Origin of the sequence: Paragemmobacter amnigenus (assembly GCF_009908265.2) — a bacterium.
Lineage (GTDB): Bacteria > Pseudomonadota > Alphaproteobacteria > Rhodobacterales > Rhodobacteraceae > Paragemmobacter > Paragemmobacter amnigenus.
The window spans coordinates 161531-184557 of sequence record NZ_JAAATX020000001.1; the positions used below are offsets into that span (position 1 = coordinate 161531).

The 23027-nt window shown below is 66.1% G+C and carries 24 protein-coding genes; 21 read left to right on the top strand and 3 right to left on the bottom strand.

Going from position 1 to position 23027, the window contains the following annotated elements:
• Positions 1 to 230: 230 nt before the first annotated feature.
• The 4 genes from GU927_RS00840 (at position 231) to GU927_RS00855 (ending at position 6458) form a co-directional block, all read left to right on the top strand.
• Positions 231 to 1880 carry an ABC transporter substrate-binding protein gene (locus GU927_RS00840; protein WP_232489082.1) on the top strand — a complete coding sequence of 550 codons (1650 nt, stop codon included), beginning with the start codon at positions 231 to 233 and terminating at the stop codon, positions 1878 to 1880.
• Positions 1881 to 2010: 130 nt separating this feature from the next.
• The gene (locus GU927_RS00845) at positions 2011 to 3096 is read left to right on the top strand and encodes an ABC transporter permease (RefSeq protein WP_161760301.1); all 1086 of its coding nucleotides are present in this window, start codon (positions 2011 to 2013) and stop codon (positions 3094 to 3096) included.
• Between the two features lie 9 nt (positions 3097 to 3105).
• On the top strand, positions 3106 to 4272 hold the full coding sequence (locus tag GU927_RS00850) for an ABC transporter permease (protein WP_161760302.1): 1167 nt from the start codon (positions 3106 to 3108) through the stop codon (positions 4270 to 4272).
• Between the two features lie 101 nt (positions 4273 to 4373).
• Positions 4374 to 6458 (top strand): dipeptide ABC transporter ATP-binding protein, encoded by a 2085-nt coding sequence (locus GU927_RS00855; RefSeq protein ID WP_161760303.1) that lies wholly within the window; start codon positions 4374 to 4376, stop codon positions 6456 to 6458.
• Positions 6459 to 6594: 136 nt separating this feature from the next.
• Here GU927_RS00855 and GU927_RS00860 read toward each other — a convergent pair whose 3' ends face one another.
• Both GU927_RS00860 and GU927_RS00865 read right to left on the bottom strand, forming a co-directional pair.
• The gene (locus GU927_RS00860) at positions 6595 to 7194 is read right to left on the bottom strand and encodes a lytic transglycosylase domain-containing protein (RefSeq protein ID WP_161760304.1); all 600 of its coding nucleotides are present in this window, start codon (positions 7192 to 7194) and stop codon (positions 6595 to 6597) included.
• A gap of 74 nt (positions 7195 to 7268) precedes the next feature.
• Complete coding sequence (locus GU927_RS00865) at positions 7269 to 7808, bottom strand: helix-turn-helix transcriptional regulator (protein ID WP_161760305.1); 540 nt, start codon at positions 7806 to 7808, stop codon at positions 7269 to 7271.
• Positions 7809 to 8076: 268 nt separating this feature from the next.
• Between GU927_RS00865 and ssb the strand changes: the two genes are divergently transcribed.
• The 11 genes from ssb to GU927_RS00925 all read left to right on the top strand — a co-directional run bounded on the left by ssb (position 8077) and on the right by GU927_RS00925 (position 17530).
• Positions 8077 to 8637 carry a single-stranded DNA-binding protein gene (gene ssb, locus GU927_RS00870; protein ID WP_161760306.1) on the top strand — a complete coding sequence of 187 codons (561 nt, stop codon included), beginning with the start codon at positions 8077 to 8079 and terminating at the stop codon, positions 8635 to 8637.
• A gap of 167 nt (positions 8638 to 8804) precedes the next feature.
• Complete coding sequence (locus GU927_RS00875; RefSeq protein WP_161760307.1) at positions 8805 to 10121, top strand: vanadium-dependent haloperoxidase; 1317 nt, start codon at positions 8805 to 8807, stop codon at positions 10119 to 10121.
• The gene (locus GU927_RS20420; protein ID WP_161760308.1) at positions 10118 to 11704 is read left to right on the top strand and encodes a CRTAC1 family protein; all 1587 of its coding nucleotides are present in this window, start codon (positions 10118 to 10120) and stop codon (positions 11702 to 11704) included. Before GU927_RS00875 ends, GU927_RS20420 begins: the two co-directional genes overlap by 4 nt.
• Before the next feature lie 74 nt (positions 11705 to 11778).
• Positions 11779 to 12138 (top strand): SUF system Fe-S cluster assembly protein, encoded by a 360-nt coding sequence (locus tag GU927_RS00890; RefSeq protein WP_161760309.1) that lies wholly within the window; start codon positions 11779 to 11781, stop codon positions 12136 to 12138.
• A gap of 52 nt (positions 12139 to 12190) precedes the next feature.
• A complete protein-coding gene (locus GU927_RS00895) occupies positions 12191 to 12814 on the top strand; it encodes a hypothetical protein (protein ID WP_161760310.1) in 624 nt (207 codons plus the stop codon).
• Positions 12811 to 13542: a DUF3307 domain-containing protein gene (locus GU927_RS00900; RefSeq protein ID WP_161760311.1), complete on the top strand. Its 732-nt coding sequence runs from the start codon at positions 12811 to 12813 to the stop codon at positions 13540 to 13542. Before GU927_RS00895 ends, GU927_RS00900 begins: the two co-directional genes overlap by 4 nt.
• Before the next feature lie 24 nt (positions 13543 to 13566).
• On the top strand, positions 13567 to 13926 hold the full coding sequence (locus tag GU927_RS00905) for a HesB/IscA family protein (RefSeq protein ID WP_161760312.1): 360 nt from the start codon (positions 13567 to 13569) through the stop codon (positions 13924 to 13926).
• A 308-nt stretch (positions 13927 to 14234) separates the two neighbouring features.
• On the top strand, positions 14235 to 14981 hold the full coding sequence (gene tpiA, locus GU927_RS00910; RefSeq protein WP_161760313.1) for a triose-phosphate isomerase: 747 nt from the start codon (positions 14235 to 14237) through the stop codon (positions 14979 to 14981).
• A gap of 79 nt (positions 14982 to 15060) precedes the next feature.
• Complete coding sequence (locus GU927_RS00915; RefSeq protein WP_161760314.1) at positions 15061 to 15981, top strand: DMT family transporter; 921 nt, start codon at positions 15061 to 15063, stop codon at positions 15979 to 15981.
• Positions 15981 to 17162: a cytochrome P450 gene (locus GU927_RS00920; RefSeq protein WP_161760315.1), complete on the top strand. Its 1182-nt coding sequence runs from the start codon at positions 15981 to 15983 to the stop codon at positions 17160 to 17162. Before GU927_RS00915 ends, GU927_RS00920 begins: the two co-directional genes overlap by 1 nt.
• A 131-nt stretch (positions 17163 to 17293) precedes the next feature.
• Positions 17294 to 17530, top strand: coding sequence for a hypothetical protein (locus GU927_RS00925; RefSeq protein WP_217765496.1), 237 nt, complete (start codon positions 17294 to 17296; stop codon positions 17528 to 17530).
• 3 nt (positions 17531 to 17533) lie between these two features.
• Here GU927_RS00925 and GU927_RS00930 read toward each other — a convergent pair whose 3' ends face one another.
• Positions 17534 to 17995: an Lrp/AsnC family transcriptional regulator gene (locus GU927_RS00930; protein ID WP_161760317.1), complete on the bottom strand. Its 462-nt coding sequence runs from the start codon at positions 17993 to 17995 to the stop codon at positions 17534 to 17536.
• A 137-nt stretch (positions 17996 to 18132) separates the two neighbouring features.
• Between GU927_RS00930 and cobA the strand changes: the two genes are divergently transcribed.
• The 6 genes from cobA (at position 18133) to GU927_RS00960 (ending at position 23024) form a co-directional block, all read left to right on the top strand.
• Positions 18133 to 18906, top strand: a complete 774-nt coding sequence (gene cobA, locus GU927_RS00935; RefSeq protein ID WP_161760318.1) for a uroporphyrinogen-III C-methyltransferase — start codon at positions 18133 to 18135, stop codon at positions 18904 to 18906.
• Positions 18903 to 19205 (top strand): DUF2849 domain-containing protein, encoded by a 303-nt coding sequence (locus GU927_RS00940; RefSeq protein ID WP_161760319.1) that lies wholly within the window; start codon positions 18903 to 18905, stop codon positions 19203 to 19205. The genes cobA and GU927_RS00940 overlap by 4 nt, the downstream gene beginning before the upstream one ends.
• Before the next feature lie 84 nt (positions 19206 to 19289).
• Positions 19290 to 20960, top strand: a complete 1671-nt coding sequence (locus GU927_RS00945; protein WP_161760320.1) for a nitrite/sulfite reductase — start codon at positions 19290 to 19292, stop codon at positions 20958 to 20960.
• Positions 20950 to 21708 carry a phosphoadenylyl-sulfate reductase gene (locus GU927_RS00950; protein ID WP_161760321.1) on the top strand — a complete coding sequence of 253 codons (759 nt, stop codon included), beginning with the start codon at positions 20950 to 20952 and terminating at the stop codon, positions 21706 to 21708. Before GU927_RS00945 ends, GU927_RS00950 begins: the two co-directional genes overlap by 11 nt.
• Entirely contained in the window at positions 21705 to 22112 is a 408-nt protein-coding gene (locus GU927_RS00955; RefSeq protein ID WP_161760322.1) for a DUF934 domain-containing protein, read from the top strand. The genes GU927_RS00950 and GU927_RS00955 overlap by 4 nt, the downstream gene beginning before the upstream one ends.
• A gap of 78 nt (positions 22113 to 22190) precedes the next feature.
• On the top strand, positions 22191 to 23024 hold the full coding sequence (locus GU927_RS00960; protein WP_232489083.1) for a ferredoxin--NADP reductase: 834 nt from the start codon (positions 22191 to 22193) through the stop codon (positions 23022 to 23024).
• Positions 23025 to 23027 lie beyond the last annotated feature (3 nt).

Below are 23027 nucleotides of genomic sequence, written 5' to 3' on the forward strand. Positions count from 1 at the left end.
TTTCCGACCTGCAGGATGCGTCGCTTTTATGTCGTAAACCGACCATCGGATGGTGAATCCAGTCGTTGACGCAGGGCGCAAAAAGGTGCGCTAATGACGGGCGACCCAGCGTCGGGCAACATCGCGGCCAAGCCCCATGTCCATACGGGACAGGGCAAATTCGCGGCTCAACCGGCGCGGGTAAACGCCACAACAAGAAGCAAGGCCACTGCCTGTCCAGGGAGACCGAGATGAAAGACACCTACGAGACCGCCAAGCTGCACCCGGCGGCCAGCATGTATGCCGAGGAAGTGCGTCAGGGGCTGCTGTCCCGCCGCGAATTCCTTGCCCGCACCACCGCCCTTGGCGTCTCTGCCGCCGCTGCCTATGCCCTGATCGGCATGGACGCCCCCGCCATGGCGCAGGACGCCCCGGCCGAAGGCGGCACGCTGCGCATGTCGATGGAGATCAAGGCGCTCAAGGATCCGCGCACCGCCGACTGGTCGCAGCTCGCCAACGTCACCCGCGGCTGGCTGGAATACCTCGTCGAATACAACAACGACGGCTCGATCCGCGGCATGCTGATCGAATCCTGGGAAGCCAATGCCGACGCCACCGAATACACGCTGAAGGTCCGCCCGGGCGTGAAGTGGAACAACGGCGACGACTTCACCGCCGATGACGTGGCGCACAACCTGACCCGCTGGTGCGATGGCAATGTCGAGGGCAACTCGATGGCCGGCCGCTGCACCGCGCTGATGAACGCCGAGGCCAAGACCGTCGCCGAAGGTGCCGTCACCGTGGTCGACCCGCTGACCGTGAAGCTCAAGCTGAACGGGCCGGACATCACCCTGATCGCAGGCTTTGCAGACTATCCGGCCGCCATCGTCCACAAATCCTACGAAAACGGCGATCCGACCCAGACCCCCGGCACCGGCCCCTTCCTGCCGGAAGTCGTCGAAGTCGGCGTCAAGGCGCATCTGGTCAAGAACACCAACCACACCTGGTGGGGCACCGCCGTCTATGGCGGCCCGTATCTGGACCGGATCGAATATACCGACCTCGGCACCGACCCGTCGGCCGAAGTGAACGCCGCCGCTGCCGGTGAAATCGACGCGACCTACCAGTCGACCGGCGAATTCATCGAACAGTTCGACGCGCTGGGCTGGACCAAGTCCGAAGCCGTGACCGCCGCGACGCTGGCTGTCCGCTTCAACCAGCTGGCCGAGGAATACAAGGACGTCAACGTCCGCACCGGCCTGATCAAGTGCGTAGACAACAGCGTCGTCCTCGAACTGGGCTATTCGAACCTCGGCACGGTGGCCGAAAACCACCACGTCTGCCCGATCCATCCCGAATACTACGCCCTGCCCCCGCTGACCCCCGATCCGGCAGCAGGCAAGGCGGCGATCGACGCGGCCGGCAAGACCGACTTCGAATTCGAACTGATCTCGCTCGACGACAGCTGGCAGGCCGCGACCTGCGACGCCGTCGCCGCCCAGATCCGCGACGCGGGCATCAAGATCAAGCGCACCGTGCTTCCGGGGTCGACCTTCTGGAACGACTGGACGAAGTATCCCTTCTCGGCCACTGAATGGAACATGCGTCCGCTCGGCGTCCAGATCCTCGCGCTGGCCTACCGCTCGGGCGAGGCGTGGAACGAATCCGCCTTCTCCAACGCGGAATTCGACGCCGAACTCGCCAAGGCGCTCTCGATCTCCGACGCCAAGGCGCGCTCCGAAGTGATGAAGCGTCTGGAAGAGATCATGCAGGAACAGGGCGTCATGGTGCAGCCCTACTGGCGCTCGATCTACCGCCACTTCGATCCCAAGGTGAAGGGGGCCGACATGCACGCCACCTTCGAACACCACCACTACAAGTGGTCGATCGCGGCGGCCTGATCCGGCCATCTGCAACGGACCGCGCGGGGTCTTCCCCCGCGCGGTTCCCGCCCTGCTGCCCGTTCGACCGCGGGCAATGCTCCCACCCACGACCTCCGTGCACTTGACCCATCCCGGGAAAGGATGAGCCATGCTCATGTTTGTGCTGCGGCGCATCGGCGTCATGATCCTGACCGCCTTCGCGCTCACCTTCGTCGTCTTCTACATGACGAACCTTCCCCCCAATCTTGAAAAACTCGCCAAGTCCGAGGCTTCGGTCCGCATGGAGGATGACGCCGTCATCAGCTGGCTGGCCGAGAATGGCTATTCCAGCCCCGTCCTGCAACGCTACGGCGAATGGCTGGGCGTCGTCCCCGGCTGGACCCGCACGGACGAGACAGGCAAGATCACCGGCCGCTGCATCAAGGCAGGCACCGACCCCGCCACCGCCCCCGGCTACTGCGGCGTGCTGCAGGGCGACTGGGGCTTTTCCACCGTCTTCAAACAGCCCGTCTCCGAAGTGCTCGCCCGCTCGCTGGGCGCCACGGGCTGGCTGATGTTCTGGGTCATGGCCGTGATGGTGCCGACCTCGCTCCTGCTCGGCGTGCTCTCCGGCATGCGCGAGGGCAGCCGCACCGACCGCGTGCTCTCCACCTTCGCCATCACCACCACCGCGACGCCCGAATATGTCTCGGGCGTCATCCTGATCGCGCTCCTCGCCTCGGCCACCGCCGGCATCTCGCCCATCCTGAACGAGGCGGGCTGGATCTCGGGCAAGACGCTGTTTCCCGGCACCGCCACCTCGGCGATGGACGACATCACCTTCATGAACTTCTTCCTGCCCGTCATGACCATTGCGCTCTACGGCATCGGCTACATCGCCCGCATGACCCGCGCCTCCATGACCGAAGTGATGACCCAGCAATATATCCGCACCGCCCGGCTCAAGGGCGTGGGCTTCCGGCAGGTCGTCATGCGCCATGCCCTGAGAAACGCCCTGATCGCACCCTTCACGGTGATCATGCTGCAATTCCCGTGGCTCCTGAACGGCGTCGTGATCGTCGAGACCCTCTTCAACTACAAGGGCTTCGGCTGGACGCTGGTGCAGGCCGCAGGCAACAACGACATCAACACGCTGCTGGCCTGCTCGGTCGTGGCCGTCTTCGTCGTGCTCGTGACGCAGCTGATCTCGGATATCGGCTACGTCTTCCTCAACCCCCGCATCCGTCTCGCGTAAGGACCAGCCATGGAAGACGCACTCTCCTGGGGCTCCATCCTCGTCCGCATCGCGGCCCAGCTCCTGCCGGTCTGGGTGGCACTCATTGCCACCTTCGCCCTCTCGATGACCTTCAAGCGCCGCCTCGGCCTCTATGGCCGCATCTTCGACAGCCCCGTCGGCATGACGGGCTTCGCACTGGTGATGTTCTGGGTCTTCACCGCGATCTTCGCGGATATCATCATCACCCATGACCCGCTGGGGCAATTCTCGGGCATGAAGAACATCCTGCCCGGCGCACCGCTCAAGGACGCGGCCGAGGGTGCCTATCCCTACTACCTGCTGGGCGGCGACCACCTCGCCCGCGACGTGTTCAGCCGCATGGTCATGGGCGCGCGCGACGTGCTGAAGATCGCGCCCGCCGCCACGGTCGTGGCCTTCATGGTGGGCGTGACGCTTGGCCTTCCGGCAGGCTATCTCGGCGGCAAGCTCGACACCTCGATCAGCTTCCTGTCCAACCTCGTCCTCGCTTTTCCGGTGATCCTGCTCTTCTACCTGCTCGTCACGCCGGAAATCCGCGTCACGGGCATCCCCACGGTGCTGGCCGCGATCCTCTTCATCTTTCCGGTGGTCTTCCTCACCATCCTGCTCAACTCCCGCTTCTTCACCTCTCCGGCAAAGCGGAACCTCTATGTGGGCATCGTGCTTGTCATCGGCCTCTGGGCCTATTCCGGCCTCGCCTTCAACGCCGACCCGCTCGGCGTCTGGTCGATGGACCCCAACATGCTCAACGTCTTCGTCTCGGTGGTCTTCGTGAACTCGCCGGGCGTTTTCCGGATCGTGCGCGGCATGGTGATGGACATCAAGACGCGCGACTACGTGGCGGCAGGCCAGACCCGCGGCGAAGGCCCGTGGTACATCATGCTGTGGGAAATCCTGCCCAATGCCCGCGGCCCCCTCATCGTCGATTTCTGCCTGCGGATCGGCTACACGACGATCCTTCTGGGCACGCTCGGCTTCTTCGGCCTCGGCGTCACCCCCGAATCCCCCGACTGGGGCAGCACGATCAACTACGGCCGCCGCCTCCTGGCCATCGCGCCCCACCCGGCGGTCGTCCCCGCCTTCGCCCTCATGTCGCTCGTCCTCGGCCTCAACCTTCTTGCCGACGGCCTGCGCGAAGAAAGCATGAAGGACTGATCCCGATGGATGGCAGCGCCATTTTCCGTTCCCAAATATCCCACGGGGGTCCGGGGGTGTGAAACCCCCGGTCCCGCACGATCAACCCGCGCGAGGTCGAAATGTCTGAACCTTGGGATCCCTCCAAACCCATCCTCGAAATCGAGAACCTCTCGATCTCCTTCTTCACACGCCTGCGCGAAATCCCCGCCGTGATGGATTTCTCCTGCACCGTCATGGCGGGCGAGGCGATGGGGCTCGTGGGCGAATCCGGCTGCGGCAAATCCACCGTGGCACTGGCCGTGATGCGCGATCTGGGCAAGAACGGCCGCATCACCGGCGGCTCCATCCGCTTCAAGGGCCGCGACCTGACGCGCATGGGCGAAGAGGAACTCCGCCACCTGCGCGGCTCCGAAATGGCGATGATCTATCAGGAACCCATGGCGTCCCTGAACCCGGCCATGAAGATCGGCGCGCAACTGGCCGAGGTTCCCATGATCCACCGCGGCATGGCCAAGGACGAGGCGTGGAAACTCGCCCGCCAGATCGTGGCCGATGTCCGCCTGCCCGACCCCGACCGCATCCTGAATGCCTACCCGCACCAGCTTTCGGGCGGCCAGCAGCAGCGCATCGTCATCGCCATGGCGCTCATGTCCAAACCCGCGCTCCTCATCCTCGACGAACCCACCACCGCGCTCGACGTGACGGTCGAGGCGGGCATCGTCGATCTGGTCAAGGATCTGGGCGAGAAATACGGCACCTCGATGCTCTTCATCTCGCATAACCTCGGGCTGGTGCTCGACGTCTGCGACCGCCTCTGCGTGATGTATTCCGGCGAGGCGGTGGAAACCGGCAATGTCGAGGAAGTCTTCGACAAGATGCGCCACCCCTATACGCAGGCGCTCTTCCGCTCCATCCCGCTGCCCGGCGCGGACAAGAACGCCCGACCGCTGGTGGCGATCCCCGGCAACTTCCCCCTTCCCCATGAACGGCCCCGCGGCTGCAACTTCGGCCCGCGCTGCTCCTATTTCGTCGAAGGCCGCTGCAACGCGCAGGACATCCCCATGGTCGACGTGGCCGATGCCCACCGGCACGAATCCCGCTGCCTCCGCATCACGGAAATCGACTGGTCCGCCCCCCCCGCCGTCGCCCGCACCGCCGAAAAGGCCGAGATCGGCCGTGTCGTGCTCAAGCTCGAGGATCTGAAGAAATACTACTCCGTCGGCACCTCGGCCTTCGGCGGCGGCATGAAGAAGGTGGTCAAGGCGAACGAAACCCTGACCTTCGAGGCGCGCGAGGGCGAGACGCTCGCCATCGTGGGCGAATCCGGTTGCGGCAAATCCACCTTCGCCAAGGTGCTGATGGGACTGGAAACCGCGACCTCGGGCAAGATCATGCTGTTCGACGAGAACGTGCAGTCCACCCCCATCCAGATGCGCGGCACCGACACCATCTCGAAACTCCAGATGGTGTTCCAGAACCCCTTTGACACGCTCAACCCCTCCTCCACCGTGGGCCGCCAGATCATCCGCGCGCTCGAAATCTTCAAATTCGGCGACAGCGACGCCGAACGCCACGCGCGGATGCTGGAACTCCTCGACCTCGTGAAACTCCCCCGCGCCTTCGCCGACCGCATGCCGCGCCAGCTTTCGGGCGGCCAGAAACAGCGCGTCGGCATCGCCCGTGCCTTCGCGGGCGGGGCCAAGGTCGTGGTGGCCGACGAACCCGTCTCGGCCCTCGATGTCTCGGTGCAGGCCGCCGTCACCGACCTCCTGATGGACATCCAGCGCAAGAACAAGACCACGCTGCTCTTCATCAGCCACGACCTGTCGATCGTGCGCTACCTCTCGGACCGCGTGATGGTCATGTATCTGGGCCATGTGGTCGAAATGGGCACGACCGATCAGGTCTTCTCGCCCCCCTACCACCCCTATACCGAGGCGCTGCTCTCTGCCGTGCCCATCGCCGACACCCGCGTGCAGCGCAACCGCATCGTGCTGGAAGGTGACATCCCCTCGGCCGTCAACCCGCCGCCGGGCTGCCCCTTCCAGACGCGCTGCCGCTGGAAATCGCAAGTCGCAGGCGGGCTCTGCGACCGCGAGGTGCCCCCCGTCCGCACGCTGGAGGGCGGGCACCAGATCAAATGCCACCTGCCCGACGACGTCCTTGCCAGCATGGAACCCGTCATCAAGATCGCCGCGGAATGAACGAAATCTGACGCGAGACTTTCGCGCCGTTTCCTGACGCAGGAAACGGTGCCCGCGCGCTGTGCCCATGATTCCCTACGGAATTTGCGCCAAAGTCCGACGCGAATTCTGCGTCAGAATTCGCCCGCGCGGACCGTTACCCCAGAATCGCCTTCACGTAATTCTCGGTCTCGGCATAGGGCGGAATGCCGTCATGCTCCTCCACCGCCAGCGGCCCCGCATTATAGGCCGCCAGCGCCAGCCGCCACGACCCGAAGCGGTCATACATCATCCGCAGATAGCGCGCCCCGCCTTCGAGGTTCTCTTCCGGATCGTTGATGTCCACCCGCAAAAGCCGCGCCGTGTCGGGCATCAGCTGCGCCAGCCCCGTCGCGCCCTTCGGGCTCACCGCGCCCGCGTTCCAGCCGCTCTCCTGCTGCACCAGCCGCAGGAACAGGTCCTCGGGCACGTTGTGCCGCCGCGCCGCCGCCCGCGCGACCTCCAGATACTCGCCCTTGTAATTGCCGCGAAAGGCGGGCAGCAGCCCCTCGTCCTCCAGCTCGCTCTTGGGGCGGAGCCGTTTGGACCCCTCGTATTGCTTGGCCAGCCGGCCATCCAGCAAGTCCTTCTGCCGCTCGAAGATCGCCTCGCGCGACAGGTTCGACCCCGACAGCGTCAGCCCCTGACCCAGCGCGCCAGCCGCAGGCGCGGCCACCGCGCCCAGCATCACCACCGCACCGACGGCAAGTTTACGCATCCCCGACCCCGACAGCCAAACACAGGGCACCATATATGCCCCGCCCCCGTCTTGACCAGAGCCCAGCACAGCCATCAGACCTTTGTCGCCTTCGGCACCAGCGGCCCGTTCAGCAGGTCCTCGATCAGCAGGCTGACCAGCTGCCCCCGCCCCTGCACCCCCGCCTTGCGGTAGATCGCGTTCAGATGGGTCTTGACCGTCCCCTCCGCCGATCCGCGCATGGCGGCGATCTCGGCAATGGAATAGCCCTTGATGGTAAAGGTGGCGACATCCGCCTCCGACGGGGTCAGCGCCCAGTCGCGGAAATATTCCTCCATCAGGTCCGCCAGCGCCCCCGCAGCCACGCCCAGCGACTTTTCCATATGCGCCTGCCGCCGCAAGAGCGACACAAGCGAGCGCACCTCGAAAACCAGCCCGACGAAAAGCCCCGCCGTCGCCGCCACCTCGGGCAGCATATGCAGCACCGTCACGCCCCCGGCCTGAAAGTCCTCGACCACGTCAAAGACGAAGAACACCGCACAGGCGAACTGGAACAGGATCAGCCCTGCCAGAGCCGCCGGATATCCCGGCTTCGGACGGCGAAAGCCTCGCGTCGACGGGTCGGGATCGGACATTCGCTCGGCTGCTCCTGCGGTTGCGTCCGCCCCTTCTACCCCGTCGCCCCGCATTACGGAAGATTGACGCCCGCGCGTCGGGCCCGGCAAAGTCCGCTTTCCCGCCGCCACGGGACCACCTGCCCCTGCTTGGGCGCATTGCGGCGCGGGGCGCGGGCGGCTATAGCGGGGTCAGGGGCCGAAAGCACCGCCCGAAGGGGGCACGGAAGCAATCCGTTAACCACTTCGCGCCTAGGCTGCCCCTCAACCGAATCGCGGGGAGAAAGTCATGGCAGGCTCGGTCAACAAGGTGATCCTCATCGGCAATCTGGGCCGCGACCCCGAGGTCCGCAGTTTCCAGAACGGCGGCAAGGTGGTGAACCTGCGTATCGCCACCTCGGAAACCTGGCGCGACCGGAACACCGGCGAACGCAAGGAACGCACCGAATGGCATTCGGTCGCCATCTTCAACGAAAACATCGCCAAGATTGCCGAACAATATCTTCGCAAGGGATCGACGGTCTATATCGAAGGCGCCCTCGAAACCCGCAAATGGCAGGACCAGAGCGGGCAGGACCGCTACACGACCGAAGTCGTGATCCGTAACTTCAACGGCAACCTCACCCTGCTGGGCGGTCGCGGCGAAGGCGGCGGTGGTGCGGGCGGCGGCGATTACGGCGGCGGCGACGATTACCAGTCCGGTGGCGGCGGCTATTCCGGCGGCGGCGCGGGTGGCGGCGGCTACTCGGGCGGGCGCAGCGGCGGCGGTGGCGGCAGCGCAGGGGGCGGCGGCTTCGGCGGCGGTGGCGGCGCGGGCCGCAACGACATGGACGACGAAATCCCGTTCTGAAAATTTCACGGCCGGACGGCAGGTCAGGGCGCGGCGGGAAGGGTTCCTTCCCGCCGTTCACATTTCTTCCCCGCCCGCCGCACTGCACTTGCGAGTCGCCCGCAACTCGTGCTTCCGTCGCGGCGGACCGGGGGAACATCCGGCCGTCCATGCCAGGGGGAAGTCACATGTATCGGTTCGGGCGGCTCGGCCTTGCCCTTGGTCTTTGCCTGTGCCTCGTCCCCGCGCAGGGCATCGCGGGCAGCGGTACGGACGATCGCGGCGTGATCCTGCGCGACTGGTACCGCATGATCCTCGAACTCGTGCGCCACACGCCGACCTACACCCCCCCCGTCGCCAGCCGCTCCTTCGCCTATACCGCGATCATCGCCTATGAATCCGTCACCGTCGGCCAACAGCGCTGGCACAGCCTCGGCGGACAGCTCGCAGGCCTTCCCCCCCTGCCCGCGCCCGACACGGCCAGCCCGCTCGACCCCGACGCGGTGCTCAATGCCGCGATGGAACTGGCGGTCGACACCTATTTTTCCAACACCGGCCCCACCGGCCAGCGCGCCAAGGCCGCGATGGCCAAGGCGATGGACAGGCGCGTCTCCGAAGGCATGGACCCCGCCCTGATCGACGCCTCGCGCGCCTACGGGCAGGCCATCGCCCGCCACGTGATCGACGCCAGCCTTTCCGATGGCGGCGCGGTGGTGGAAAACATGGGCTTTCCCATGGCCTATACGCTGGGGGGCGAGCCGCAGGACTGGGTGCCCACCAGCCTCGTCAACCTCCAGCAATTTCCTTTGCTGCCCGACTGGGGCAACAACCGCCCCCTCGCCATGCCCGATGCGGGCGCCTGCGCCCTGCCCCCGCCGCCGCCCTATTCCGAAGACCCGTCCTCGCCCTTCCACGCCGAAGCGATGGAGGTCTATGAGACCTCGAAATCCCTCACCGACGAACAGAAACTTATCGCCCGTTTCTGGTCGGATGACCCCATGCTCTCGCCCACCCCGCCCGGTCACTGGGTATCCATCGTGCTGGAAATCGCCGCCCGCGACGGCCTGCCCCCCGAACAACTGGCCGATCTTCTGGCCCGCACGGGCATCGCCGTCTCGGACGGCTTCATCGCCAACTGGCGCGACAAGTATACCCACGATCTCCTGCGTCCCGTCACCTATATCCGCCGCCTGATCGACCCCGTCTGGGAACCGCTGCTCATCACGCCACCCTTCCCCGAATATCCCTCGGGCCATTCCACCCAGTCGGGTGCCGCGGCCTCGGTCCTGACGGCGGCACTTGGCGACCCTTTCCCCTTCACCGACTCCACCCATGTCGCCGACGGCCTGCCCGCCCGCGACTTCCCCGATTTCGCAACCGCTGCGCGCGAGGCGGCGCTGTCGCGCCTCTACGGCGGCATCCATTTCCGCGCCGCCATCGACCGCGGTCTGGAACAGGGCGCCTGCGTCGGCGCCTTCGTCAACGCCATAAAGACCGCCGAATGACCTGCACGCCCCTCCTCCCCGCCCTCCTCCTCCTCGCCACGCCCGCGCTGGCACAGGACCCCGCCCTCGCCCCCTTTGCCGAGGAAACCGCAAGCGCGGGCTTCACCCACAGCTTCACCGGCGAATGGGAATTCATGGTGGGTGGCGGCACGGCGGTCTTCGACTGCTCGGGCGACGGCAACCCCGACATCCTTGCCGCCGGCGGCACCGCCCCCGCGCAACTCTTCCGCAACGACAGCCCGCAGGGCGGCGCGCTGCGCCTGACCGCCGTGCCCGACAGCGGCCTTGGCGAAACGGGCCTGTCCGGCGCCTATCCCATCGACATCGACGGCGACGGCATCCTCGATGTCGCCCTCCTGCGCGTCGGCCCCGACCGGCTCATGCGCGGCCTTGGCGATTGCCGCTTCACCGACGCCTCCGCCGACTGGGGCTTCGACGGGCTGGACCTCTGGTCCACGGCCTTTGCCGCGACATGGGAAAAGGGCGCGACCTTCCCCACGCTCGCCATCGGCACCTATATCGACCGCACGCAGGAAACCTTCCCCTGGGGCAACTGCACCCCCAACCACCTCTACCGCCCAGACGCCACAGGCACCCGCTTCGCCGCCCCCCTCCCGCTCACCCCGGGCTTCTGCGCGCTCTCCCTCCTCTTCACCGACTGGGACCGTCAGGGCACGCCCGACCTGCGCGTCTCCAACGACCGCGAATATTACAAGGGCGGTCAGGAACAGCTCTGGCGCCTCGAACCCGGCCAGCCCCCCGTGGCCTTCACCGAACAGGACGGCTGGCAGCGCCTTCGCATCTGGGGCATGGGCATCGCGCAAGAGGATCTGAATTTCGACGGCTTCCCCGAATTCTACCTCACCTCCATGGCCGACAACAAACTCCAGACCCTGGCCGAGATCCCCGCCACCGGCGCGCCCCTGCCGCGCTACCGCGACATCGCGCTGAAATCCGGCGTCACCGCGCACCGCCCCTATACCGGCGGCGACCTGCGCCCCTCGACCGCATGGCACGCGCAATTCGGCGACGTGAACAATGACGGCCTGTCCGACCTCTTCGTGGTCAAGGGCAATGTCTGGGCCATGCCCGACTTCGCGGAAAAGGATCCCAACAACCTTTTCCTGCAACGCCCCGACGGCACCTTCATGGAATCGGGCGACAAGGCGGGCGTCGCCTCCATGCGGCAGGGCCGCGGCGGCGCGCTGGCCGACCTGAACGCGGACGGGCTTCTGGACATGGTCGTCATCAACCGCAACGAGCCCGCCCAACTCTGGCGCAACACGGGCAGCGGCCTTGGCAACTGGGTGCAGATCGCCCCCGCCATGTCCGGCCCCAACCGCAACGCCATCGGGGCATGGATCGAACTCCGCACCCCCGACGGCCGCATCGCGCAACGGGAAATCACCCTCGGCGGCGGCCATGTCGGCGCCACCCTCGGCTGGCAGCATTTCGGCCTCGGCCCCGCCACCACCGCCGATATCCGCATCCTCTGGCCCGACGGCACCACCGGCCCGTGGCAGACCGTCACCGCCAATGCCTTCTGGACCCTGCCACAGGGGGGCGACCCCGTCCCCCGCTGATCGCGACACACGCCCCCTCTGGACCTCGCATCCCGCATTCCCTATATATTCACTCAACAAAGCACGGGATTGCCATGACCAACGCGGAACAGATCGAAGGCGCGCCGCTCATCGCCCCTTCCACCACCGACCACCCCCTCTACGATCAGGTGGTCGAGGCATGTCGCACGGTCTATGACCCCGAAATCCCCGTCAACATCTTCGACCTCGGCCTCGTCTACACCGTCGCCATCTCGGACGAGAACGATGTCGACATCACCATGACCCTCACCGCCCCGGGCTGCCCCGTGGCGGGCGAGATGCCGGGCTGGGTCTCCGACGCCGTCGAACCTCTGGCAGGCGTCAAATCGGTCAACGTCAAGATGACCTTCGACCCGCCATGGGGCATGGACATGATGTCCGACGAAGCCCGCCTCGAACTCGGCTTCATGTAAGGCGCAAGCCAAAAGACTTGCATTTCAGGAATGCAAGCCTTATAACTTGCCAATGGACCCCGCCGCCATCCTCACCGGCGACCTGATCGCCTCCACCCGCGCCCCCGACGGGGGCGAGGCGTCGCTGTCCATCCTCGCCACCCTCGCCGCCGATCTGGAACGCTGGACAGGCCAGCCCACCCGCTTCACCCGCTTCCGTGGCGACGGCTGGCAGTTCCTGCTCGGCACCCCCGGCCTCTGCCTGCGCGCCGCACTGCTCGTCGCCGCCCGCCTTGCCGCGGCCCGTGCCACCCCCACCCGCCTTGCCATCGGCATCGGCCGCATCGACCACGCGGGCAGCCGCGACCTCTCCGACGCCCGCGGCAGCGCGCTCACCGCCGCCGGACATGCGCTCGACACCCTGCCGCGCGGGCGGCACTGGGCCATGGCGGGTGGCAAGGAATGGCAGGCCGCAATAATCGCGCTTGCAGAATGGCACGCGACCGGATGGACTGCGGAACAGGCAGAGGCGGTCGCGATGGCCCTCGCCCCCGACCCCGGCACCCAGAGCGCGCTCGCCGCCCGTCTGGGCATCACCCGGCAGGCCTGGGCCGCACGCATCGCGGGGGCCGGACTTTCCGCATGGGAACCCGCGCTTCATGTGTTTGAGTCGTCCCGAGTCACGGGGGTGCCATGACCGAAACCTTTGCCGCGCTCCTCGCCGCCCATATGGCCGCCGATTTCGTGCTGCAGACGGGGGCCATGGTGCGCGGCAAGGGTAGGCCCCTCTGGATGGCCGCCCATGCCGCCATCGTCCTCGGCACCGCCACCCTGACCACCGGCACGCTGCATCCCGCGCTCTTCGCCCTGACCCTTGCCCATGCCGGCATCGATGCGGCCAAGACGCTGTCGCGCAGCACGGGCTTCGTCGCCTTCGTTCTGGACCAGAGCGCCCATCTGGCCACCCTTGCCCTTGTCGCGCTGCTGGTCCCCGGCCTCTGGGCAAGCGGCCTCTGGGCAAGCGGCCATGTGGCAGACCTCTCCACCCTGCCCGCCCTCTACGCACTCTTCGCAGGCGCGGTGGTGGCCGTCCGCGCGGGCGGCTTCGGCATCGGCCTTCTTATGGCACCATGGGCCGCCGCGATCCCGCTTGACGGACTGCCCGGCGGGGGGCGCGTGATCGGTTATCTGGAACGCGGGCTGATCTTCCTGATGATCCTCGGCGGCCTGCCCGAAGGCATCGGCTTCCTGATCGCCGCCAAATCAGTCCTCCGCTTCGGCACCGTGCGGGAAGAGGCGAAGCTGTCCGAATACGTCATCATCGGCACCCTCGCCTCCTTCGGCTGGGCGCTTCTGGCCGCCTGGGCGACGATTGCGCTGCTCTCGCGCCTGCCCCCGCTTGGAATTCCTTCATTTCCGCCCTAAGTTAAGGGAAGAAGGAGAACACCCATGTTCGGCATTCCCGGCAAGCAGGCCGTCACCCTCACCCCCGCCGCCGTGCGCCAGATCGCGCGCCTGATGGAACGTCAGGGCAGCGCGGGGCTCCGCATCGGCGTGAAGAAGGGCGGCTGCGCGGGCATGGAATACACCATGGACTACGTCACCGACGTCAATCCGATGGACGAGGTGGTGGAACAGGACGGCGCCCGCGTGATGATCGCCCCCATGGCCCAGATGTTCCTCTTCGGGACCGAGATCGACTATCATACCTCGCTCCTCGAATCCGGTTTCCGCTTCAACAACCCCAACGTGGCCGAGGCGTGTGGCTGCGGCGAGTCGATCAAGTTCAAGGACCAGCCCGCCGCCTGAGCGGGCACAAATTCCTTCAAAGGAATCTGCAAAAATCTTCGAAGATTTTTGCGCGCACCGATGCACAGACCGACGCGATCACGCCGCTTATGTGCGCCAATCGCGTATGTACATCTGTCAGCACAGATTGCGGTACAGCCTGCGGCACAGCCTCCGCGGCGGGAAAACCCACGCCCGCCGCACTGCCTTGCCCCCTTCTGTATGGACAGCAACCGGCACAACCATCGGCACAGCCACCGGCACAACCCCTTTCCCTTCCCCGACAAAAACCCTAACGATGTTTGCGCTCACAGGGATCGGAGGACGTGATGAGAAAGCTCGCAGCAGGCAACTGGAAAATGAACGGCACAGCGGCCAACCTGACCGAGGTCACGGCACTCGCACAGGCCCACCCCACCCCTGCCTGCGACGTCCTTCTTTGCCCCCCCGCCACCCTCGTCTCGCGCATGGCCGATGTGGCGCGCGGCACCGCGATCAAGGTCGGCGGGCAGGATTGCCACGCGAAATCCTCGGGCGCGCACACGGGCGACATCTCGGCTGAAATGCTTTTGGAATCAGGGGCTTCCTACGTGATCCTCGGGCATTCCGAACGCCGCACCGACCACGGTGAAACCGACGCGCAGGTGCAGGCCAAGGCCGCCGCCGCCCTCGCCGCGGGCCTTGTCGCGGTGGTCTGCATCGGCGAAACCGAAGCCGAACGCGACGCGGGCCGCACCCTTGATGTGGTGGGAACCCAACTCCACGGCTCGGTCCCCGACGGCGCGACGGCCGCCAATCTGGTCATCGCCTACGAACCCGTCTGGGCCATCGGCACCGGCCGCACCCCCACCCTGCCCGAAATCGCCGACGTCCACGCCTTCATCCGCACCCGCCTGACCGCCCGCATCGGCCAGCAGCAGGCGGCAGGGGTCCGGCTCCTCTATGGTGGGTCGGTAAAGCCTTCCAACGCAACGGAAATTTTCGCGCTCCCCAATGTCGACGGCGCGCTCGTGGGCGGTGCCAGCCTCAAGGCCGCCGATTTCGGCGCGATCATTTCCGCCCTCTCCGCCGCCTGATCGCGCCCTTTTCGGTCGCCTATGGAACAGCCCCCGCCCCCTCGGCGGGGGATCGTTCAGGGGTGATTCAGGACATTCCATGACCGCCCTTTCCCCCAGCCGGACACCCCTTTCCGCCAACCTGATCTGCATGGCCTCCATGCTGATCTGGGCCGCCGCCCTTCCGGCGGCCGAGGTGCTGATCCGCGCAGAGCCCGCGCCGCTTCCCCCCATCCTGCTCAACGCCGGACGGATGGTGATGGCGGCGGCCTTCCTGCTGCCCATCTGGTGGATGGTCGAGGGAAATCAGGCGGTTAGGCGGGCGAATTGGGGGCGCGGCATCATGGTCGGCTCGCTCCTCGCCCTTGGCGCGCTGCTTCTGGTCTTCGGCCAGACCGGCACCTCGGCGGTGATGGCGGCGGTGGTGTCTTCGGCCATGCCTCTGGTCGGGATCACGCTGGAAATCGTGCTGGACGGGCGGAAACTGACCGCCGGTATCGTCGTGGGCCTCCTCCTGTCGGTCGTGGGCGGCATCCTTGCCGCGGGAAACTTCGACGGGGGCCTGGGCTTCGGCATCGGCGCGCTTCTCTGCCTCGCCTCGGTCATCACCTTCACCCTCGCCTCGCGCTGGACCGTCACCGCCCTGCCGGGCCTCTCGCCCCTCGGCTCCACCAGCCTGACCGTCTGCGGGGCCGCCATCACCGGCGTGGCCTTCGCCCTCGTCAGCCTCGCGCTGGGCTATCCGGGGCCGAACCTTGACGTGTTCGGCCTGTGGGAATTCTCGGCCCTTGCCGTCTATGGCATTGGCGGGCTTGCGATTTCCCAGCTTCTCTGGATCGTCGCGGTGGGCCGTCTGGGCATCGCCATGTCCGCTTTGCACATCAACCTGACCCCCTTCTACGTCATGGTCTTCATGTTGGCTCTCGGCGGCGGGTGGAGCTGGGTACAAGCCCTCGGCGCCGCGCTCGTCGCCATCGGCGTGCTGATTGCCCAAGGACTGATCCCGCTGGGAAAACGCTGATGCAGACCTTCCGCCAGTCACCCACCGACCCCGCCTTCGTCCAGAACCCCTACCCCTTCTACGACCGCGCCCGCGCCACCGGCCCCTTCTTCCGCTGGGAAGATTATGACCTGACCTGCACCCCTTCGGCTGCGGCGGTGAACGCCATCCTGCGCGACCGCCGCTTTGGCCGCGAGGCCCCGCCCGATCGCGCCCCCGCCATCCCCGACCACCTGCGCCCCTTCTACGCGGTCGAGGCGCATTCCATGCTGGAGCTGGAACCGCCCCGCCACACCCGCCTGCGCAGCCTTGTCCTGCGCGCCTTCACCTCTCGCAGGATCGCAGCGTTAGCGCCTGAAATCACACAACTTTCCTACGACCTGATCGACACCTTCCCGCAAGGTGATTTCGACCTCCTGCGCCATTTCGGACAGCGCCTGCCCGTCATCATCATCGCCCGCCTTCTTGGCGTGCCCGAAGAGATGTCGGACGACCTCCTGCGCTGGTCCAACGCCATGGTCGGCATGTACATGGCGGGCCGCACGCGCGAGACAGAGGACCGCGCCGTCGCCGCGACCGAGGCCTTCGTCGCCTTCATGCGCGGCTATGTCGAGGCGCGCCGCAACGACCCGCGCGACGATCTGATCACCCACCTCATCGCCGCCGAATCCGAAGGCGACCGACTGACCACGGACGAGCTGATCACCACCTGCATCCTGCTCTTGAACGCAGGGCATGAGGCGACGGTCCACACCATCGGGAACGGCGTAAAGACCCTGCTGGAAACGAAAACCCCGCCCGCCGCCCTGTCACCCGACCGGATCGAGGCGACGGTGGAGGAGATCCTGCGCTTCGATCCCGCGCTGCACCTTTTCACCCGCTGGGCCTATGAGGATGTCGAGGTCATGGGCCAGACCTTCCGGCGCGGCGATCAGGTGGCGCTGCTGCTGGCCGCCGCCAATCGCGACCCCGGCGTCTGGGATCGCCCCGCGCGGTTCGATCCGTCACGACCGGCCAAGCCGAACCTGACATTCGGCGCCGGTCTGCACTTCTGCGTCGGCGCACCGCTGGCGCGGCTGGAGTTGCAGATTGCCCTGCCCATCCTGTTCGAAAGACTGCCGGACCTGCGCTTGGCCGAACCACCCCGCTATGCGGATGTCTTTCATTTCCACGGCCTTGGCCGCCTGCTTTTGCGCGCCTGACCTGCCGCCTTGATACTTTAGTGTTGGTCCGTGACAAACGGTCGGGTTGCAACCTGCCCGTTTCGGACCAACTGTAAGAAAGTAGAATAAGACGGTGGCCGAAAGCCTTGCTCCAATCCTTTCTCTCGACAGTGATTCTCAGCCTCGCCATCGGTGGGGCATTGATTGGCTTGCGGGCGGTGCTGCGGCTGCCGCGTCGTCTGGCCATCGACCTTGCGCTGACGGCGGCGGGCGGTGTCGTCATCCTCGTCCTTCACCTGATCTCGCGCGATCTTTTCGGCTTTGATCCCTATGAGGATTTCACCTTCGAAGTGGCAAAGCATGCGATGGAACTGATCGTCATCCTGATGATGCTGGTGGCCTTCTGAGCCTCACAGCGGCAGCATCGTGGTGGCCTTGATCTCTTCCATGCTCAGCAATGCGGTGACGTTGTAGATCCGCACTTCCGAAATCAGCGCCTGATAGAAGGTGTCATAGGCCCGCGCGTTCTTGACCCGCACTTTCAGGATATAGTCGATATCCCCCGCCAGACGGTGCGCCTCGAGCACCTCGGGACGTTCGCGCAGGGCCTTGAGGAACTTTCGCTGCCATTCCGCCTCGTGCTCGCTGGTGCGGATCAGGACGAAGAAGCACGCCTCCAGTCCCAGCGCCTCGGGATCGAGGATGGCGGTCTGGCGCGTGATCACCCCCGCCTCCTTCATCCGGCGGATGCGGTTCCAGACGGGGGTCTTGGAACTGCCCACCTTGCGGGCGATTTCATCCAGCGATTGCTCGGCATCGGCCTGCAACTCGGCAAGGATTTTCCTGTCCATATCGTCCAGCCGGACCGCCATTCGCCAAATCCCCCGTTTCGCGGAAACACGTTCCACACCGCGCCAGTATCGGAACAATCGTTCTTATCTGCAAGGGCATCTGGCCCGAAACAGGGAAAATATCCTATATTGGACATTGCAAACGACAGGGTCCCACCATGGCCGATCACACCGCCTTTCCGCCCGCCCCCGTGGCCGTCACCTTCGCCGGTGCCGGACCGGGTGCCGCCGCGCATCTGACGCTGGGCGCATGGCGCGCCCTGCAAGAGGCGGATGTCGTCATCCACGACCGCCTTGTCGGCGACGAGGTGCTGGCGCTGATCCCGCCTCATGTGCGCCGCATCGATGTCGGCAAGGAGGGATTCGGCCCCTCGACCGCGCAATCCACGATCGACGCCACCCTCGTTGCCGAGGCGCTGACCGGCGCCCGCGTCGTGCGTCTGAAGGGGGGCGATTGCGGCATCTTCGGCCGTCTGGACGAAGAGATCGAGGCGCTCGAGGCGGCAAGGCTTTCCTTCACCATCCTGCCGGGCCTCACCTCGGCCAGCGTGGCCGCCGCCAGTATCGGCCAAAGCCTGACACGGCGCGGGCGCAACCGCGCGCTGCGGATCGTGACGGGCCATGACATGGCGGGCTTTGCCGAACAGGACTGGCGCGGCATGGCCCGCGCGGGCGAAGTCGCGGCGATCTACATGGGCAAGAAATCCAGCCGCTTCATCCAGGGTCGCCTGATGATGCATGGCGCCGCAGGCGAAACGCCCGTCACCGTGGTGGAAAACGTCTCGCGCCCCGACCAGCGCGTCATCGCGGCCACCCTCTCTACCCTGCCCGAGGCCGTGGCACAGGTGGACGGCCCTGCCGTCCTGCTCTATGGCCTTGAACCCCGCCGCGCCCGCGTGGCGCTGACCGAATTGAAGGAAGCCTCCGCATGAGCCGCCGTTTCATCCCCAAGGTCGTGACCGCCAACCGCCTGCGCGAAGGCGATGTCGTCTACCTGACCGCCGATGACCGCTGGTCGCCCTTCCACCACGAGGCCGAACTGATCGAGGACGAGGCCCACGCCCAGATGCGCCTGCTGCACGCGGCGGCGCAGAAGCTGGTTGTGGTGGGCGCCTATCTGGCCGATGCCAAGGCAGGCCCCAACGGCCCCGAACCGACCCATTTCCGCGAGGAATTCCGCACGCGCGGCCCGTCCAACTACAACCACGGCAAGCAGGCCGATTACGCATGACGTCAGGCGGGACAAACCCCGCCCGACCACCCCCGTAGGGCGGGGTTCACCCCGCCTCCCCGACCAAGGTTCAAAAGGCCGCAGATGTACAGCTATTCCGAATTCGACGAAGCCTTCGTCCGTGAACGTGTCGCCCAGTTCACCCATCAGGTGGAGCGCCGCCTTGACGGGTCGCTGACCGAGGATGAGTTCCGCCCGCTGCGCCTGATGAACGGGCTGTATCTACAGCTTCACGCCTACATGCTGCGCGTGGCCATTCCCTATGGCACGATCAACCCGCGCCAGATGCGGCAACTGGCCCATATCGCCCAGACATGGGACAAGGGCTATGGCCACTTCACCACGCGCCAGAATATCCAGTTCAACTGGCCGAAACTGGAAGACGTGCCCGCGATCCTGTCCGCGCTGGCCGATGTCGGGATGCACGCCATCCAGACCAGCGGCAATTGCGTGCGCAACGTGACCGCCGACCATTTCGCCGGTGCCGCCGCGGACGAGATCGAGGATCCCCGCCCCGTGGCAGAACTGCTGCGCCAGTGGTCCACCGACCATCCGGAATTCCAGTTCCTGCCGCGCAAGTTCAAGATCGCCATCACCGGCAGCCCGAATGACCGCGCCGTCACCCGCGCGCATGACATCGGCCTGCGCATGGTCCGCAACGCAGCCGGTGAACCGGGCTTCGAGGTGATCGTCGGCGGCGGCCTTGGCCGGACGCCCATGATCGGCCACACCGTGCGGGACTTCCTGCCCAAGGCCGACCTGCTGCCTTACGTCGAGGCGGTGCTGAGCGTCTACAACACGTTGGGCCGGCGCGACAACAAGTACAAGGCACGCATCAAGATCACCGTGCATGAAACCGGCAAGGAAGAGATCACCCGCCTGATCGAGGAACGCTTCGCGGAACTGCGCCCCCTCTTCGGCGGCAATGACCAGAAACTGCTGGCCGAGATCGAAGAGGCCTTCGCCCCCCCCGCCTTCCGCAACGCGCCGACCGATGCCTATGACGCCTTCTACAAGGCCGATCCGGTCTTCCGCGCATGGGCCGACACCAACCTGCACGCGCACCGCAACGCGCAATATGCCATCGTCACCATCAGCCTCAAGGCGCATGGCGAAACCCCCGGCGACGCGACCGCAGACCAGATGCGCCTGATCGCGGATTTGGCCGAACGCCATGGCCACTCGGAAATCCGCATCAGCCACGAACAGAACGTCATCCTGCCGCATGTCCACAAATCCGACCTGCCCGCGCTGCACGCGGCACTGGTCAAGGCGGGGTTGGGCACGGCCAATGTCGGCCTGATCTCGGACATCATCGCCTGCCCGGGGATGGATTACTGCTCTCTCGCCACCGCCCGGTCGATCCCGATCGCCCAGCAGATCGCCAACCGTTTTGACGAGCTGAAGCTGGAACACGACGTGGGCCCGCTGAAGATCAAGATCTCGGGCTGCATCAACGCCTGCGGGCATCACCATGTGGGCCATATCGGCATCCTCGGCCTCGACCGCGCGGGGGTGGAGAATTACCAGATCACCCTCGGCGGCGACGGCACCGAAACGGCGGCCATCGGTGACAAGACTGGCCCCGGCTTTGCCTATGACGAGATCGTCCCCGCCATCGAACGCATCGTCCGCGCCTATCTGGACCTGCGCCAAGGCCCTGCGGAAACCTTCCTCGACGCCTTCCGCCGCGTCGGGATGGACCCGTTCAAGGCCGCGCTCTACGACGAGGAAGGCGAAAAGGATGCCGCGTGACACGACCACGCCGGAAGGCAACGTCGCAACCCGCGTCGGCCTTCTGAACGCACGGTACAAGCACCACGGCGCGACCGCGGTGCTGGAACATGCGCTCAAGGATGCCGATCTGGGCAAGGTGGCGCTGGTGTCGTCCTTCGGCGCGGAATCCGTGGTGCTCTTGCACCTCGTCTCGGTCATCGCGCCGGAAACGCCCGTGCTGTTCATCGATACGCGGATGCTGTTTCAGGAAACGCTGGACTACCAGCGCGAGCTTGCCGAAAGGCTGGCGCTCTGCGACATCCGCACGATCCGCGCGCATCCCGTCAAGGTCTCGTTCGAGGACCCCGACGGCACCCTGCACCAGTTCAACACCGATGCCTGCTGTGCGGTCCGCAAGATCGAACCGCTTGAACGCGCCTTGGCCGATTTCGACGGCTGGATCACGGGGCGCAAGCGCTATCAGGGCAGCACCCGCACCGCGGTCGAATTCTTCGAGGCCGAGGGCGAGACGCGCATCAAGGTCAACCCGCTGGCCCATTGGGGGCGCGAGGACCTTGAGGAATACATGGTGGAAAACCGCCTGCCCCGCCACCCGCTGGTGGCCAAGGGCTATCCCTCCATCGGCTGCGCGCCCTGCACCAGCCCCGTGAAACCGGGCGAGGACCCGCGCGCGGGCCGCTGGCGCGGCAGCGACAAGACGGAATGCGGCATCCACTTCATCGACGGCAAGCCCGTCCGCACCACGACAAAGGAGAACGCGGCATGACCGTGATCGTCACCGATACCGGCTTTGCGGGCGAGGACTGGAACGCCCCCTTCGTCGCACTGGCCGACATCGCCGCCCATCAGGGCGCGGTGGACCTGGCCAATACCGACGACCCCACCGCCCTGCTGCCCCATCTTGCGGAGCTGAAACTGGTCCGCGTGGCCTTCCCCGCGTTCAACGACGGCCGCGCCTTCACCATCGCGCGCCGCTTGCGGATGCTGGGCTATACGGGCCGCCTGCGGGCGCAGGGCCATGTGATCGCGGATCAATACGCCATGGTCCGCCGCGTGGGCTTTGACGAGGTGGAAATCAGCGAAGACCTCGCCACCCGCCAGCCCGCCGACCAGTGGGCCTTCCGCGCCGACTGGCGCGCGCATGACTACCAGTCGCGCCTGCGCGCCTGATCCTCGCCCGCCCCCGCCTGCGACGCGCGGCACCCTAGCTTCCGCGCGTCCTCTCCTGTATTTGCCGGACCAACCGCCATGACCGAAACGAGTGCCACGATGGACGCCCCGCAAACCGCCACGGCCAAACCGCACCTGCCCGACGCGCAGACGGTGACACAGGTCACGCATTGGACCGACAATCTTTTTTCGTTCCGCGTGACGCGCCCGCGTTCCCTGCGCTTCCGCTCGGGCGAATTCGTGATGATCGGCCTGCTGGGTGACAATGGCAAACCGCTCTTGCGCGCCTATTCCATCGCCTCACCTGCCTGGGACGAGGAGCTGGAATTCTACTCGATCAAGGTGCCCGATGGCCCGCTGACCTCGCGCCTCCAGCACATCCAGCCGGGGGACGAGATCATCCTGCGCCCCAAACCCGTGGGCACGCTGGTGCATGACGCCCTGCTGCCCGGCAAGCGGATCTGGTTCCTTGCCACCGGCACGGGCCTTGCGCCCTTCGCCAGCCTGATGCGCGAGCCCGAGACCTACGAGAAATACGAGCAGGTCATCATGATGCACACCTGCCGCACCGTGGCGGAACTGGAATATGGCCGCCGTCTGGTCGAAAGCCTGAAGGACGATCCGCTGATCGGTGAACTGGTGGGGGACAAGCTGCTCTACTACCCCACCACCACGCGCGAGGATTTCCACCACACCGGCCGCGTGACCGACAACCTGACCTCCGGCAAGGTCTTTGCCGATCTGGGCCTGCCCGCGATGAACCCCGCCGAAGACCGCGCGATGGTCTGCGGCAGCCTTGCCTTCAACATCGACGTGAAGAAGATCCTGGAAGATTTCGGCCTGAAAGAGGGCGCGAATTCCGACCCGCAGCAATTCGTGGTCGAAAAGGCCTTCGTGGGCGACGGCATCTGAAGC

Excerpts from the sequence above, each read along its gene's own strand:
- GU927_RS00840 (WP_232489082.1), top strand. The coding sequence starts at position 231 with ATGAAAGACACCTACGAGACCGCCAAGCTGCACCCGGCGGCCAGCATG.
- GU927_RS00845 (WP_161760301.1), top strand. The coding sequence starts at position 2,011 with ATGCTCATGTTTGTGCTGCGGCGCATCGGCGTCATGATCCTGACCGCC.
- GU927_RS00850 (WP_161760302.1), top strand. The coding sequence starts at position 3,106 with ATGGAAGACGCACTCTCCTGGGGCTCCATCCTCGTCCGCATCGCGGCC.
- GU927_RS00855 (WP_161760303.1), top strand. The coding sequence starts at position 4,374 with ATGTCTGAACCTTGGGATCCCTCCAAACCCATCCTCGAAATCGAGAAC.
- GU927_RS00860 (WP_161760304.1), bottom strand. The coding sequence starts at position 7,194 with ATGCGTAAACTTGCCGTCGGTGCGGTGGTGATGCTGGGCGCGGTGGCC.
- GU927_RS00865 (WP_161760305.1), bottom strand. The coding sequence starts at position 7,808 with ATGTCCGATCCCGACCCGTCGACGCGAGGCTTTCGCCGTCCGAAGCCG.
- ssb (WP_161760306.1), top strand. The coding sequence starts at position 8,077 with ATGGCAGGCTCGGTCAACAAGGTGATCCTCATCGGCAATCTGGGCCGC.
- GU927_RS00875 (WP_161760307.1), top strand. The coding sequence starts at position 8,805 with ATGTATCGGTTCGGGCGGCTCGGCCTTGCCCTTGGTCTTTGCCTGTGC.
- GU927_RS20420 (WP_161760308.1), top strand. The coding sequence starts at position 10,118 with ATGACCTGCACGCCCCTCCTCCCCGCCCTCCTCCTCCTCGCCACGCCC.
- GU927_RS00890 (WP_161760309.1), top strand. The coding sequence starts at position 11,779 with ATGACCAACGCGGAACAGATCGAAGGCGCGCCGCTCATCGCCCCTTCC.
- GU927_RS00895 (WP_161760310.1), top strand. The coding sequence starts at position 12,191 with ATGGACCCCGCCGCCATCCTCACCGGCGACCTGATCGCCTCCACCCGC.
- GU927_RS00900 (WP_161760311.1), top strand. The coding sequence starts at position 12,811 with ATGACCGAAACCTTTGCCGCGCTCCTCGCCGCCCATATGGCCGCCGAT.
- GU927_RS00905 (WP_161760312.1), top strand. The coding sequence starts at position 13,567 with ATGTTCGGCATTCCCGGCAAGCAGGCCGTCACCCTCACCCCCGCCGCC.
- tpiA (WP_161760313.1), top strand. The coding sequence starts at position 14,235 with ATGAGAAAGCTCGCAGCAGGCAACTGGAAAATGAACGGCACAGCGGCC.
- GU927_RS00915 (WP_161760314.1), top strand. The coding sequence starts at position 15,061 with ATGACCGCCCTTTCCCCCAGCCGGACACCCCTTTCCGCCAACCTGATC.
- GU927_RS00920 (WP_161760315.1), top strand. The coding sequence starts at position 15,981 with ATGCAGACCTTCCGCCAGTCACCCACCGACCCCGCCTTCGTCCAGAAC.
- GU927_RS00930 (WP_161760317.1), bottom strand. The coding sequence starts at position 17,995 with ATGGCGGTCCGGCTGGACGATATGGACAGGAAAATCCTTGCCGAGTTG.
- cobA (WP_161760318.1), top strand. The coding sequence starts at position 18,133 with ATGGCCGATCACACCGCCTTTCCGCCCGCCCCCGTGGCCGTCACCTTC.
- GU927_RS00940 (WP_161760319.1), top strand. The coding sequence starts at position 18,903 with ATGAGCCGCCGTTTCATCCCCAAGGTCGTGACCGCCAACCGCCTGCGC.
- GU927_RS00945 (WP_161760320.1), top strand. The coding sequence starts at position 19,290 with ATGTACAGCTATTCCGAATTCGACGAAGCCTTCGTCCGTGAACGTGTC.
- GU927_RS00950 (WP_161760321.1), top strand. The coding sequence starts at position 20,950 with ATGCCGCGTGACACGACCACGCCGGAAGGCAACGTCGCAACCCGCGTC.
- GU927_RS00955 (WP_161760322.1), top strand. The coding sequence starts at position 21,705 with ATGACCGTGATCGTCACCGATACCGGCTTTGCGGGCGAGGACTGGAAC.
- GU927_RS00960 (WP_232489083.1), top strand. The coding sequence starts at position 22,191 with ATGACCGAAACGAGTGCCACGATGGACGCCCCGCAAACCGCCACGGCC.